At 63.7% G+C, this 15035-nt stretch carries 6 protein-coding genes; 3 read left to right on the top strand and 3 right to left on the bottom strand.

From position 1 onward, the window contains the following. Window positions 1–86: 86 nt before the first annotated feature. Both QMX97_RS07075 and pap read right to left on the bottom strand, forming a co-directional pair. Window positions 87–1271 carry a thiolase family protein gene (locus QMX97_RS07075; RefSeq protein ID WP_201145616.1) on the bottom strand — a complete coding sequence of 395 codons (1185 nt, stop codon included), beginning with the start codon at window positions 1269–1271 and terminating at the stop codon, window positions 87–89. Window positions 1272–2264: 993 nt separating this feature from the next. Continuing rightward, window positions 2265–3779 (bottom strand): polyphosphate:AMP phosphotransferase, encoded by a 1515-nt coding sequence (pap, locus tag QMX97_RS07070; protein WP_282396593.1) that lies wholly within the window; start codon window positions 3777–3779, stop codon window positions 2265–2267. A gap of 156 nt (window positions 3780–3935) precedes the next feature. Between pap and mnmC the strand changes: the two genes are divergently transcribed. Then, the gene (gene mnmC / locus QMX97_RS07065; RefSeq protein WP_282396592.1) at window positions 3936–5933 is read left to right on the top strand and encodes a bifunctional tRNA (5-methylaminomethyl-2-thiouridine)(34)-methyltransferase MnmD/FAD-dependent 5-carboxymethylaminomethyl-2-thiouridine(34) oxidoreductase MnmC; all 1998 of its coding nucleotides are present in this window, start codon (window positions 3936–3938) and stop codon (window positions 5931–5933) included. An 8-nt stretch (window positions 5934–5941) separates the two neighbouring features. On the opposite strand, the gene QMX97_RS07060 is transcribed toward mnmC, so the two are convergent. Then, the gene (locus tag QMX97_RS07060; RefSeq protein WP_282396591.1) at window positions 5942–10777 is read right to left on the bottom strand and encodes an NEL-type E3 ubiquitin ligase domain-containing protein; all 4836 of its coding nucleotides are present in this window, start codon (window positions 10775–10777) and stop codon (window positions 5942–5944) included. A 311-nt stretch (window positions 10778–11088) separates the two neighbouring features. On the opposite strand from QMX97_RS07060, the gene QMX97_RS07055 reads away from it, so the two are divergent. After that, window positions 11089–12861 carry an N-acetylglutaminylglutamine amidotransferase gene (locus tag QMX97_RS07055; protein ID WP_282396590.1) on the top strand — a complete coding sequence of 591 codons (1773 nt, stop codon included), beginning with the start codon at window positions 11089–11091 and terminating at the stop codon, window positions 12859–12861. A gap of 3 nt (window positions 12862–12864) precedes the next feature. Beyond that, window positions 12865–14613, top strand: a complete 1749-nt coding sequence (gene ngg, locus QMX97_RS07050) for an N-acetylglutaminylglutamine synthetase (RefSeq protein ID WP_065904291.1) — start codon at window positions 12865–12867, stop codon at window positions 14611–14613. The last annotated feature ends 422 nt before the right edge of the window (window positions 14614–15035 follow it).

The following is a 15035-nucleotide window of genomic DNA, read 5'->3' as shown; positions in this document are numbered from 1 at the left end:
GCATTCTAGGGGCAAGCAGAAGGATTGGGCTACGGCGCAATTCAATTGTAGGAGCCGGCAAGCCGGCGCCTACATTGGCGGGTGATCTAGCGGACGGCCTCGAACAGACCGGTGGCGCCCATGCCGCCGCCCACGCACATGGTGACGATGCCGTAGCGCAGGTTGCGCCGCTGCAGTTCCCGCACCAGGTGCCCGACTTGCCGCGAACCGGTCATGCCGAACGGATGGCCGATGGAAATCGAGCCGCCGTTGACGTTGTACTTGGCGTTATCGATTTCCAGGCGATTGCGCGCATACAGGCACTGGGAGGCGAACGCTTCGTTGAGTTCCCACAGGTCGATGTCCGCCACCTGCAAGCCACGCGCCTTGAGCAGCTTGGGCACCGAGAACACCGGGCCGATGCCCATTTCGTCCGGCTCGCAACCGGCCACGGTGAAGCCGCGGAAAAACGCCTTGGGCTTGAGCCCCAGCGCCAGGGCTTTTTCCAGGCTCATCACCAGGGTCATCGAGGCCCCGTCGGACAACTGCGAGGAGTTGCCCGCCGTCACCGAGCCGTCTTCGGCAAACACCGGCTTCAATCCGGCAAGGCTCGCCAGAGTGGTATCCGGGCGATTGCAATCATCGCGATCGACTACGCCATCAAGGACCTGCACCGCGCCGGTGTTCTTGTCCTCGACCTTGTACTTGACCGCCATCGACACGATTTCATCGTCGAACAACCCGTCGGCCTGCGCCTGGGCCGTGCGCTGCTGGCTTTGCAGCGCATAGAGGTCCTGGTCTTCGCGGCTGACATGGTAGCGGCGCGCGACGATTTCGGCGGTCTGGCCCATGGGGAAATAGATCCCCGGCACCTGCTCTTTGAGCAGCGGGTTGATCAGGTTGTCGGTGTTGACGCTTTTCATGGTCAGGCTGATGGACTCGACGCCGCCGGCGACGATGATGTCGCTGCAACCCGAAGCAATCTGGTTGGCCGCAATCGCAATCGCCTGCAGGCCCGACGAGCAGAATCGGTTGAGGGTCATGCCCGCCGTGCCGGTGCCCAGCTGCGAGAGCACCGCCACATTGCGACCGATGTTGTAGCCCTGGGCGCCTTCGTTGGAGCCGGCGCCGACGATGCAATCCTCGACACTGGCCGGGTCGATGCCGTTACGGGACAGCAGTGCGTTGACGCAATGGGCCGCCATGTCATCCGGGCGGGTCTGGTTGAACTTGCCGCGAAAGGACTTGGCCAGGCCGGTTCGCACACTGTCGACGATCACTACTTCACGCATGGGCTACCTCGATCTTGTCGTTGTTGGGAGATCAATCGAGAATAGATCCGCGCCCGCCCGGCCGCGATGATCATTCACCTGGCATATACAAAAGCATGGGGTGGTGCGCGGGTTTGTAATGGGGGGGGGTTGTTGGGCAGTGGGGTTGTTGTGCAGAAGTCTAGTTGTGCAGGAGGTTGTTGTGCAGCGGGTTTGTAGTGCAGAGAGTTTGGGTGGCCGGGCCCTTGTGGTGAGCAGGCTTGCCCTGCGTTGGGGCGCGGAGCGGCCCCGGCCCAGGCACTGCAGTGCTTCAGTTAGAAGGGGTGGGCAGGTTTTGGGGCTGCTGCGCAGCCCAACGCGGGGCAAGCCCGCTCGCCACAAAAAAGCGTGCTCTCCACCGTCCACTAAAAGCTGGCTGTCCACCACGCGGGTTTGTAGGGCAGAGGGTTTAGGTGGCCGGGCCCTTGTGGTGAGCAGGCTTGTCCTGCGTTGGAGCGCGGAGCGGCCCTCACCCAGGCAGCGCGGTGCTTCAGTCAGAAGACGTGGGCAGGGTTTAGGTGGCCAGGCCCTTGTGGTGAGCAGGCTTGTCCTGCGTTGGGGCGCGAAGCGGCCCTGACCCCAGGCACTGCAGTGCTTCAGTTAGAAGGGGTGGGCAGGTTTTGGGGCTGCTGCGCAGCCCAACGCGGGGCAAGCCCGCTCGCCACAAAAAAGCGGGTTCTCCACTGTCCACTACAAGCTGGCAGTCCACCACGCGGGTTTGGAGTACAGAGGGTTAGGTGGCCAAGCCCTTGTGGTGAGCAGGCTTGTCCTGCGTTGGGGCGCGAAGCGGCCCCGGCCCCAGGCACTGCAGGGCTTCAGTTAGAAGGGGTGGGCAGGTTTTGGGGCTGCTGCGCAGCCCAACGCGGGGCAAGCCCGCTCGCCACAAAAAAGCGGGCTCTCCACTAAATACCAGCTTTGTCCACCATAGCTGTCCACCACAAGCCAGCTCTCCACCCCAAGCCGACTGCCTCGCGCTTATTTCTTTTTCTTCTTGTCGTGCTTGTCGCTTTTCTCGAATGCTTCTTCCAGCGCGCGGTTGATGGTGCGCAGCACTTTTACCCGCGCCCAGCGCTTGTCATTGGCTTCCACCAATGTCCAGGGCGAGACCTCGGTGCTGGTGCGGTCGACCATGTCGCCGACGGCGGCGCGGTAGTCGTCCCACTTTTCGCGGTTGCGCCAGTCGTCTTCGGTGATCTTGAAGCGTTTGAACGGGATTTCTTCGCGGGCCTGGAAGCGTTCCAATTGGGTTTGCTTGTCGATCGCCAGCCAGAACTTGACCACGATCACCCCCGCATCGCGCAGTTGCTCTTCAAAGTCATTGATCTCGCCGTAGGCACGCATCCAGTCGGCCGGGGTGCAGAAGCCTTCGATGCGCTCCACCAGCACGCGGCCGTACCACGAGCGGTCGAACACAGTGAACATGCCGCGCGCCGGGATCTTCTGCCAGAACCGCCACAGGTAAGGCTGGGCGCGCTCATCCTCGCTCGGCGCCGCAATCGGCACGATGTGGTACTGACGCGGGTCCAGCGCCGCCGCGACACGCCGGATCGCGCCGCCCTTGCCCGCCGCGTCATTGCCTTCAAATACGGTCACCAGGGCGTGCCTGCGCATGCGCTTGTCGCGCATCAGGCCGGAGAAGCGGGCCTGCTCGGTAATCAGCTGTTCTTCGTAATCGTCCTTGTCCAGGCTCAGCGTCATGTCGAGGCTGTCGAGCAGACTCTTCTGGTCCACCGAGGCCAGCAGCGGCGCCGGGTTCATGCCGCTGGCCTTGCCCTTGGGCTGCTTCAGGGCATTTTGCAGGCTTTCGAGCAGGATCTTGCCCACGGTCAGGCTGCGGTAGTGCGCATCGACGCCTTCGATCACGTGCCACGGCGCGTAGTCGCGGCTGGTGCGGCGCAGGATGCGCTCGCCAAAATGCACGAACTTGTCGTAAGTCGCGGACTGCTGCCAGTCCAGCGGGCTGATGCGCCAGCTGTGCAACGGGTCGTCGGCCAGGGCCTTGAGGCGCGCTTTCATTTGCTTCTTCGACAGGTGGAACCAGAACTTGAAGATCAGCGCGCCTTCATCGCAGAGCATTTTCTCCAGGCGCTCGGCCCCGGCGATGGCCTGGTCGAGCCGCGCGTCCTTGATCTCGCCATGCACCCGGCCCTGCAGCATCTGGCTGTACCAGTTGCCGAAAAAGATGCCCATGCGGCCCTTGGCAGGCAATTGGCGCCAATAGCGCCAGGCCGGTGGGCGGGCCAGTTCTTCGTCGGTCTGCTGGTCGAAGGTGCGCACCTCGATCAGGCGCGGGTCCATCCATTCATTCAGCAGTTTGACCGTCTCGCCCTTGCCGGCCCCTTCAATGCCGTTGATCAGGATGATCACCGGGAAACGCTTTTGCTGCTGCAGCTCGTACTGCACCTCCAGCAACGCTTCGCGCAGGGCCGGGACTTCGGCGTCGTAGGTGTCTTTGTCGATGGCGTGACCAATTTCGGCAGATTCGAACATGGGCGGCTCCGTTCCAGAATTCAGCAAGACTAGCGGATTGGGCAACGACACGCGGGAGGAAATTCCACTGCCGCTTGCCATGGATCAATGCGTTGGTAGTTGATCGGCTAGAATGGCCGCCTTGCCGTTGCCTGCTTCGTTGATGATGAGCCGCCCATGACCCCCGTATTGCCCAACGCCCAGCTCGACTGGGATGACCAAGGTCGCCCGCACTCGCGGGTGTTTGACGACGTGTACTTCTCCGATAAGTCCGGCCTTGAAGAAACCCGCTATGTGTTCCTCGAGCAGAACCGCCTGCAGGAACGCTTTGCGGCGCTGCCGGTGGGCGGACGGCTGGTGATTGGCGAGACCGGCTTCGGCACCGGCTTGAATTTTCTCTGCGCCTGGCAGTTGTTCGAACAGCACGCCGTGGCCGGTGCGCGCCTGCATTTTGTCAGCGTGGAAAAATACCCGCTGAGCCACGCCGACCTGCAGCGCGCCCTCGCCCTCTGGCCACCACTGCAGCCCTTCGCCGAGCAACTGCTGGCCCAGTACATCGCCATTCATCCAGGCTTCCAGCAACTGGTGCTGGATAACGGCCGGGTGACCCTGACCCTGCTGGTCGGCGATGTCATGGAGCAATTGCCGCAACTGGACGCCCAGGTCGACGCGTGGTTCCTGGACGGCTTCGCCCCGGCGAAAAACCCCGAGATGTGGACCGCCGAGCTGTTCGCCGAACTGGCACGCCTGGCAGCCCCCGGCTCGACCATCAGCACCTTCACCAGCACCGGCTGGGTACGCCGCCTGATCAACGCCGCCGGTTTCAAGATGAAGCGCACGCCGGGCATCGGTCATAAATGGGAAATCCTGCGCGGTGATTTTCTCGGCTGGCCCGCCGAGACGCCCGCGCCGGCTGCGGTCAAACCCTGGTTCGCGCGCCCTCCCGCGCTCCATGGCGAGCGCCACGCCCTGGTGATCGGTGGTGGCCTGGCCGGTTGCGCCAGCGCCGCCAGCCTGGCTGCACGCGGTTGGCGCGTCAGCCTGTTGGAGCGGCATGAGGCCCTGGCCCAGGAGGCCTCCGGCAATCCGCAGGGGGTGCTGTACCTCAAGTTGTCCGCCCACGGCACCGCCTTGTCGCAGATGATTGTCAGCGGCTTCGGGCATACCCGGCGCCTGCTGGAACACCTGCACCGGGGGGTGGATTGGGATGGCTGCGGCGTGCTGCAACTGGCCTTCAATGCCAAGGAGGCCGAACGCCAGGCGCAACTGGCCGGGGCATTCGCTCCGGACTTGCTGCACCTGCTGGACCGGGATCAGGCCCAGGTGCGCGCCGGGGTTGGCCTGGAGCATGGCGGGCTGTTTTTCCCCGAAGGTGGCTGGGTGCACCCGCCCGCCCTCTGCCAGTGGCAGGCACGCCACTCCGGGATCAATGTGCTGGCCCATCACGAGGTGCTGGAGCTGCGCAAAGTCGACGACCATTGGCAGGCCTGGGACGGTGAGCAGTTGCTCGCCAGTGCCCCGGTGGTAGTGCTGGCCGGTGCCGCCGAGGTCAAGCGTTTTGCTGCCAGCGCCGCGTTGCCCCTCAAGCGTATTCGCGGGCAAATCACCCGGTTGCCCCAGACCGCCGACAGCCAGGCCTTGGCCACGGTGGTGTGCGCCGAAGGTTATGTGGCGCCACCACGCCTGGGTGAACACACACTGGGGGCCAGCTTCAATTTCCACAGCGATGACCTCGCCCCCACTGCTGCCGAGCATGCCGGCAACCTCGAGCTGCTGGAGGAAATCTCCCCGGACCTGGCCCGGCGCCTGCAGGCGGCCAGCCTCGCCCCGGATGCCCTGGAAGGCCGTGCCGCATTTCGCTGCACCAGTCCGGATTACCTGCCGATTGTCGGCCCGCTCGCCGACCCCGAGGCCTTCGACCAGGCCTACGATGCGCTGCGCAAGGACGCCCGCCACGCCCCGCAAGCCGCCTGCCCGTGGCTGGACGGTCTGTACGTCAACAGCGGCCACGGCTCGCGGGGCCTGATCACCGCGCCGCTGTCCGGCGAGCTACTGGCAGCCTGGCTGGACAACGAGCCGCTGCCCCTGCCGCGCAGTGTGGCCGAGGCCTGCCACCCGAACCGCTTCGCGGTGCGGGCCTTGATTCGCAGCAACGCCGTGAAAAATCCGCGCTGAGCGCAGGCTCAGTGCACCGTTGGCAATGCACAGCCACCCAGGTCATCCAGCCTCAACGCCTCCTGGGTCAGGCGTTCAAGCTCGGCCGACTCCGCCCGTTGCCGGTCGTCACTGATCTGATCGATACGCTTTTTGTAGGTGGCGTCATCCAGGGCTTCACGCTGCTCGAACAGCGTGTCCGAGCGGCTGATGAATGGTTCGTTCAAGGTTTCAAACGAGCCGCTCTGGGTCTTTTTCAAGTAGTTTTGCCACCACGGTAGATTCGCCAGGTACTTCAGAAGCAGCGGCGAAAGCTCAGCCTCCTTGACCTGCGCTTCGGCCATTCTGAGCATGTTCTGGGTGACCCCGCCGAGGCTGGCATAGCGCATGTGGCGAGGCTGCCCCGGCAAGTGCAGGCGCTCGACCAGGCCAGTCCGATAGGCCAGGCTGACCTCCAGCGGGTCGACCGTCGGATGCGCGACACTATGGCGACGGGCGATGGACGCCAGCCGATCGAGACGAAACAAGCCCCTGCCCAAGCGCAGCAGCGGCCGGGTCTGCGCTTCGCCCGTTTCGACCTGTCGCACCGCTTTGCGGACCAGAACCAGTACCTCCACATTACTGAAACTGTCGGCGGCGCTGTCATCACAGTTCAACGGCGTGGCGGCGAGTTCGAACACTTGGCCGCGCAACTCGACATCCTCTGCCGTCGCTTCCAACACGTTCCAGACGCGCCGGTGCAGGTCCTCTCGCACGTGCACGCTGTCTGCGGTATCACTCAGCCCTGCCAGCAGCTTGAACAGTCCGTCGCAAGCCGGCTCATCGCGAAGCCCCAGCCAGATCTCGGCTTGCTGCGCGTGCCCCGCCAGCCGTTCATCCCCCAACCACAGGGCCTTGGCCCGCTGTTCGTGTAACCGGCCAATGTCATCTTCAAAAAAACCCATGCCCACCCCCGTCTCGTCGCGGTAATGGTTCAGTAGCTGTCGGGTGCCGGCATCCAGCGGGTTTTGCTCCAGGTGGATGTTCTCGGGCTTGCGCTGCTCGGTGTCGAACAACCACGGCGGCAAGCTGACGATATCGTTGGCGCGCAGGTCGAGTCGGTTCAGGTGGGGAATGCGCATAATGCCGGTCGGCAGGCTTGTCAGCCGGCAATTGCGCAAGGCCAGGGTCTGCAGATCGAGCATCTTGTAGACCACCGGTGAGTCCAGCAGCGGGTTGTCGTTCAGGTTCAGCACTTGCAGCGCCTTGAGGTCGGCGAGTTTGGTGCGGGTGTACTCGGTCAGTTGCAGTTGGTTGTGGTCCAGGTACAAGTGACTGAGCTGCTTCATTTGCTGGAGCACTTCCGGCAGCCGCGTGATGCGGTTACCCGTCAGTTCGAGGAAATTCAGGCCCTTGAAGTGCTTGAGGAAATACCCGACGTCGTCGTTGAGCCCCATCCGCTTCAACGACAACTGCCGGACATGCCCGAAATGGACACCTGGCGGCAGGGTCGGCAAGGCGCCAACGGCCATGCCGTCAAGATTCAGGATCGGGACCTGGCGAGCCGCCACATCCCGACTCAACGTCGCGTATTGCCAACTGCGCTTGATCGCTTCTGCGGCCTGATGGCGCGCCAGGCGCAGGTCAAGCAGGGCCTGGTCGGATTGTGCGACCTTGTCCTTGGTCCACAGCTTCAGGGCCCGATGCAACGCCTCATATTGTTCTTCAAGGGCACGCACGGCTTTGGCGCGGGACAGGTGATCGGAGCCCAGGGCTTGCAGGAAAGTCGCGATGCGCGAGTCATCAAACAAGGGGTAGAGCTTTCTGACCTTGCGCATCAGGCCATGGGGATATTGCTGCCACCCCATCGGCGTGGCCTGCACGCACGACAGGGCCGGTTCCTCAGGCAGCGCTCGTTCCGGCCACAGGTAACGGGCCATCCGGCTGCGCTCATCCTCGGCCTTACCGATAAGGGTGTGGCGCAAGCGACTGGCCATTTCGTTTCCGTCGAGTCCCATTGCCTCGATGTGCTCGGCGGACAGGCAGTCGAGCAGTGCCGTGTAGAACCCTTCCGGACCACCGGCCAGCGCACCCAGCGACACCCCCTGCCCATCGTGGGCGCGAAAGCCCTTCGCCGACTGAACCAGCACACGCGTGGCGGCGGCCTCTGTATCGCCCACCTGGGCGAGAATATCGCCCCGCAAGCGCTCACGGCGCACTTGCAGCACCAGGTCCTCGGGCCAGCCCGGCACCACGCGCAGCAGGCCGGTGGCGATGCGGCGGGTGGCATCGGTGGCCACCTCCGGTACGTACAGGCCCATCAGGGCCTCGTCTTCGTCCAGCGCCTCCTCGGTCGCGCGCGCCCATTGGCGCAGGCGCAGCGGCACGCGCCGGGTATGACGCAAGCGCAGGCGCTCGGCGGTGGAGGCTTCACTCATGACTTCCCAGGCGAGCCGAATAGGCAACTGCGGATGACGGTCCTTGAGCAGCCCATGATCCGCCTGCTCGGTGAAGTCGGCATGCGCTCGCAGCCGTTCATACACCGCTCGATGATGCTGCTTGAGCGATGCCGCGAGGCGCCGCGCCAGGATCGCTTGCGCCTCGCCTGGCTGAAAGGCGCCGCCCAGCAGTGTCACCTTTTCTTCATCGTCCAGGGCGGCCAGCAACGTCGGCAGGATCTGCCCGCTTTTCAGTTGCTGCGTAGTCAGGTGGATGCTCAGGTCTTCGTAGTCGAAAGGCGCAGTGTCAGGGTGACGCTCAAGCACATAGCCTTCATCGTCCAGCAGTTCGAAAAACCGCCCTTTGGGCCAGCCGTCCATCAACGGCAGCGCCTGCATCTGCACGTGGGCGGTCGTCGCGTCGAGGGGGGCTTGATGGTCCATTTGCCAGATCAGGTCGCGAATACTCTGGTTCTGCCGCATGCGCTGCGCACAATCGCGCAACCGTTCCGGCAATGGCAGGTTGTCCCTGGCCAGTTGCTGCAGGCGGGGCAAGGTCATATCGGTAATGGCGGCGATTTGGCGCAATTGTTCCGGGGTAAAGGACTTCAGGCTCGGGTCGAGCCGCCCCAGGATGTATTCGACACTTTCCCACTCATAGGGACGCTCGAACGAGAACTGCCAGCCGCCCTGGAAGTTGTGGCTCACCGGCGGCTGATACGCCGAGGCTCGTCGCGGGTGCACGGCTCTCCACCGGCCGGTACGGGCATCGAAGGTGATCGAATACACCGCACCGTCGATATTCACGTAGGACTGGCCGTCGACCTGATACACCCCTCGCGGACCGGCAACCCGGCCGTGCAGCGACAGGGACTGCTGATAGGGCTCGGGACGGGTACGCCATAACCGCGTGGATTGGTCCGGCATGCGCACACCTTCGACTTTCTCGTACAGCCGCGACGTGGCAGGGGTAGATCGCCACAGCCGCCCCACCACGCTCGTCCCCGCCGCGAACAAGGCCATGGCGGCCAGATTTTCAGCGACGTTGGTCAGGTGCCTGAGCGCTTCGTGCTTGTCTTGGTGGACCCAATCGTCCACCCCATCGAAGACCTCCCCAAGAATCTGCCCGACCGCCACGCCCATCATCAGTTGCCCGATGACCGGCACCATCAACCCCGCGACATTCAGCAGGGTCAGGCCGATATCCAGGTAATTCTGGACGCGCTCCTTGCGCGCATCGTCATCGGCCTGGGCGTTGGGCACCGCCAGTACCAGGGCATCGAGGCGTATCTTGCCGACACAGGCATTGAAAAAAAACGTCGACACATTGCTGGTTACCGCCAGCGGCTCCACCCGTATCAACGTTTTGTTCTGGTCAAAGCGCTGAAAAAAATCGAAGCGCTCAGACTCATCCAGATAGCCGGTGAAAAACGTTCGATAGGAGCCGACCTGGAGTTTGAGCGTCAGGTAGACCTTGAACTGCTCCAGGGACTCATAGCGGTACCACGGGCGCACCGGCTCATTGGGCATGTACACCACGATCGGTCCGCGGGAAAGACCCTCGGCCGCCGTGCTGGAAAACACCAGCACGCCCCACAGGCAAGCCCCGTCTATGTTCAAGCCCTGCCAGGTCAAAGGTTGGCGGTTGAACCACACGTTTGGAACCTCGGCGGCTGGCAGGTCGAGCCTGACCACGTCGAGCAACAACGCACGGGTGGGGGCGTCGATATCGCCCTTGCCATAGGCCACATGCAGGTCGATCTGCATGTCCAGGCAGCGAGGCTGGCCAACCTCGCTGACCGCCGGGTTATAGCCCCGGCCAGTGTCCAGTTGGCCCTCACCGGGAGCAGGCAGGTTGAACACTTCACGGATATGCGCCTGATAAGCCGCGCCCAGGTTCAACTCGCGACAGTAACCGACAAAGGTATGCGCGGTGGGGTGTTGCGCAATCGCGCGCTTTGGCCCGACACGCACGACCGCGTTGATCGGTAGCCCGCCCACCGCGGCCGAGGCGTCGGAAAAGTTCTGCATGGCGGCCTGCAACAGGCTGTGCCGCTCCAGGTTGATGGTCTCGATCAGCATGCCGCCAAGGTCTGCACTCACACCGCTGAATGAACGCCGGGGCAGATCCAGGGTGTCATTATCGATGTCCAGTCCAGCCAGGCCTTTGCTCGCCAGGAAGGCGCCGAGCCGTTCGCGGCAAAACTGATCCAGGGGCTTGAGGCGGCGCAGCAGCCGCTGCAGTTTTTCCCGCGGCCGTTCACTCAGCGCATGCGCCCGCTCGATGCCGTGCAGCACCTCGGCATCAGCCTTGACCAACCAGGCCGGCAGTTGCTCATACAGCACTTGCGCCTTGTCCAGGTCGCCGGTGACTCCGAGCAGCGCGGCCATCGTTTCATCCTGAGTCACAGGCGCGACGGCCTGGCTCAAATCAACTGTTTGCGTCATTAACAACGTTCCTTCATTGCGTTGAACAATGACGCAGCACGATAAGCCCACCCTCCTCGCCAAAGGGTTCAAATAGTTGCGCGTTCAAGCACTGGAGCGCCCTGGTTTTTGTACCTGAACGTGATCTGGTTACCGCCACGTTGGCCCACGCCACGCGGGCCGGGGGGCACTTCGCAGGCAGGGGCGGCCGTTTGCCATATAACTTATTGATCTAAAACTCCGCACATGGGCGTGGGGTCAGTCCCTAGGTACCCGCTGTATTGGCGCGTGCATTTCTATCCCTCCCCAACGGAAAAACCGGTAAGGACTCTATGTGCGGATTAGCTGGAGAATTACGTTTCGATCACCAACCTGCCGACCTGGCAGCGGTGGAACGAATCACCCATCACTTGGCGCCACGCGGACCTGACGCGTGGGGCTTCCATGCCCAAGGGCCGATTGCCCTGGGCCATCGACGCCTGAAAATCATGGACCTGTCGGACGGCTCCGCCCAACCGATGGTCGACGCCCAACTGGGCCTGTCCCTGGCGTTCAACGGCGCGATCTATAACTTCCCGGAATTGCGCCAGGAGCTTGAAGCCCTCGGCTACGCCTTCTATTCCGGTGGCGACACCGAAGTGCTGCTCAAGGGCTATCACGCCTGGGGCGAAGCCCTGCTGCCCAAGCTCAATGGCATGTTTGCATTCGCCATCTGGGAGCGCGATGCCCAGCGCCTGTTCATCGCCCGCGACCGTCTCGGCGTCAAGCCGTTGTACCTGTCGCGTACCGGCCAGCGTTTGCGCTTTGCCTCGGCCTTGCCGGCGCTGCTCAAGGGCGGCGATATCAACCCGATTCTCGATCCGGTGGCGCTCAACCATTACCTGAACTTCCACGCCGTGGTGCCTGCACCGCGCACCTTGCTGGCAGGTATCGAAAAACTGCCGCCGGCCAGCTGGATGCGCATCGACGCCGACGGTACCACCGAGCAGAAAACCTGGTGGACCCTGCCCTACGGCCCGCACGAGGATGAGCGCAACCTCACCCTCGAAGACTGGACCGACCGCGTGCTCGACAGCACCCGCGAAGCCGTTGCGATCCGTCAACGCGCCGCCGTGGATGTCGGTGTGCTGCTGTCCGGCGGCGTCGACTCGAGCATGCTCGTCGGCCTGCTGCGTGAAGTGGGCGTGCAGGACCTGTCGACCTTCTCCATCGGGTTTGAAGACGCCGGCGGCGAGCGTGGCGACGAATTCCAGTACTCGGACCTGATCGCCAAGCACTACGGCACGCGCCACCATCAGTTGCGCATCGCCGAAAGCGAGATCATCGAACAATTGCCGGCGGCCTTCCGCGCCATGAGCGAGCCGATGGTCAGCCACGACTGCATCGCCTTCTACCTGCTGTCGCGGGAAGTGGCCAAGCATTGCAAGGTGGTGCAGAGCGGCCAGGGTGCCGACGAGCTGTTCGCGGGTTACCACTGGTACCCGCAGGTCGACGGCGCCAGCGATCCGTATGCGGCCTATCGCGAAGCATTCTTTGACCGCAGCTATGACGACTACGCCGCCACCGTCGCGCCGAAATGGCTGACCGCCAACGACGCCGCCGGTGACTTCGTGCGCGAACATTTCGCCATGCCCGGTGCCGATGCGGCCGTGGACAAGGCGTTGCGCCTGGACAGCACCGTGATGCTGGTGGACGACCCGGTCAAACGCGTCGACAACATGACCATGGCCTGGGGCCTGGAAGCGCGTACGCCGTTCCTGGACTACCGCCTGGTGGAACTGTCGGCCCGCGTGCCCGGCAAATTCAAGCTGCCCGACGGCGGCAAGCAAGTGTTGAAGGAAGCCGCGCGCCGGGTGATCCCGAGCGAAGTCATCGACCGCAAGAAAGGTTACTTCCCGGTCCCCGGCCTCAAGCATTTGCAAGGCGACACCCTCAACTGGGTGCGCGAGCTGCTGCTCGACCCGAGCCAGGACCGTAGCCTGTTCAATCCGGCCATGCTTGACCGCCTGCTGACCGATCCGCAAGGCCAACTGACCCCGCTGCGCGGCTCCAAGCTGTGGCAACTGGCGGCGCTGAACCTGTGGCTCAGCGAACAAGGAATCTGATTGATGAAACCCCATGCAGCGGCTTACAGCCAACGCTTGCTCAAGGGCCAGGCGCCAACCTACGAGCGCCTGCAAGCCCGACTGGCCGAAGATGGCAGCCCGCTGGCCGCCGAGCCGATTGCCGTGCATTGCGGCTGGGGCCGGTTGTTGATCGGCCATACCTTTCCCGACCCCGCGAGCCTGGCCGAGGAACTGCTCAACGAGCAGCCTGGCGAGCGCGACATCGCCCTGTACGTGGCGGCGCCGCAGCAGATCCTCGGGATCGATCCGCAGCAGTTGTTTCTCGACCCCTCCGACACCCTGCGGCTGTGGTTCAGCGACTATCGTCCGGCCACCCGGGTGTTTCGCGGTTTCCGCATTCGCCGGGTGCAGACCGAGGCAGACTGGGCGGCAGTCAACCAGCTCTATCAAGGGCGGGGCATGTTGCCGGTCGACGCTGAGCGCCTGACCCCGCGCCATCAAGGTGGCCCGGTGTATTGGTTGGCCGAGGATGAAGACAGCGGCGCGGTGATCGGCAGCGTGATGGGCCTCAATCACCAGAAAGCCTTCCACGACCCGGAAAACGGCTGCAGCCTCTGGTGCCTGGCGGTGGATCCGCACTGTACGCGTCCTGGCGTCGGCGAAGTATTGGTGCGCCACCTGGTGGAGCACTTCATGAGCCGTGGCTTGAGTTACCTCGACCTGTCGGTGCTGCACGATAACCGCCAGGCCAAGAACCTCTACGCCAAGCTCGGCTTTCGCGCGCTGACCACCTTTGCGATCAAGCGCAAGAACGGCATCAACCAGCCGTTGTTCCTCGGCCCGGGTCCGCAGGCGGGGTTCAACCCCTACGCGCGGATCATCGTCGAAGAGGCGCACCGACGCGGCATCGATGTGCAGGTAGATGACGCCGATGCCGGCCTGTTCACCCTGAGCCATGGCGGACGCCGCGTGCGTTGCCGCGAGTCGCTGAGCGACCTGACCAGCGCGATCAGCATGACCCTGTGCCAGGACAAAAGCCTGACCCACAAGGTATTGAAAGCTGCCGGATTGAAACTGCCATCGCAGCAACTTGCGGGCAGCGCCGATGACAACCTGGAGTTCCTCGACGAACACCAGCGCATCGTGGTCAAGCCGCTGGATGGTGAGCAAGGCCAAGGCGTGGCAGTGGATCTGCAGACCATTGAAGAGGTGCAGCAGGCCATCGAAGCGGCGCGCCAGTTCGACAGCCGCGTGTTGCTCGAAAGTTTCCACCAGGGCCTCGACCTGCGCATCCTGGTAATCGGCTTCGAGGTGGTCGCCGCCGCGATCCGCCGCCCTGCCGAAGTCACCGGCGACGGCCAGCATTCCATCGGGGCATTGATCGAAGCCCAGAGTCGGCGGCGCCAGGCGGCCACCGACGGCGAAAGCAAAATCCCCGTGGACGCCGAGACCGAACGCACCCTGCAGGCGGCCGGCTACGACTACAGCAGCATTCTGCCGCGGGGCCAGACCCTGGCCGTGCGCCGCACCGCCAACCTGCACACCGGCGGCTGCCTGGAAGACGTCACCGCCATCCTGCACCCCACGCTGGTCGACGCCGCCGTACGCGCCGCCCGCGCCCTGGACATCCCCATGGTGGGCCTGGACCTGATGGTGCCCGCCGCCGACCAACCGGACTATGTATTTATCGAAGCCAACGAACGGGCCGGCCTGGCCAACCATGAGCCGCAGCCGACGGCGGAGAAGTTTGTGGACTTGTTGTTTCCCCATAGCCAGCCGACCGCTCAATAACCCAGTGGAGAGCCGGGCTGTTGTGGTGAGCATGTGCGTGGTGGCAAGCAGACTGTGTCTGGCAGACAGGGCTGTTTTGGTAAGCAGGACTGTCATGACAGGCAGAACTGTTGTGGCAAGCAGGACTGTCATGACAGGCAGAACTGTTGTGGCAAGCAGGACTGTCATCACAGGCAGAACTGTTGTGGCAGGCAGGGCTGTCATGACAGGCAGAACTGTTGTGGCAGGCAGGACTGTCATCACAGGCAGAACTGTTGTGGCAGGCAGGACTGTCATGACAGGCAGAACTGTTGTGGCAGGCAGGACTGTTGTGGCGAGCGGGCTTGCCCCGCGTTGGGCTGCGAAGCAGCCCCCATCCAGGCGCCGCGTTTTTCCAGCCAGAACTGACTGGCAGGTTTTGGGGCCGCTTCGCAGCCCAACGC

The organism is Pseudomonas sp. PS01298 (assembly GCF_029959745.1).
Taxonomy (GTDB): Bacteria; Pseudomonadota; Gammaproteobacteria; order Pseudomonadales; family Pseudomonadaceae; genus Aquipseudomonas; species Aquipseudomonas aylmerensis.
Note: the sequence above shows the minus strand (reverse complement) of the source record. Positions and strands in the feature narration are given on the sequence as shown.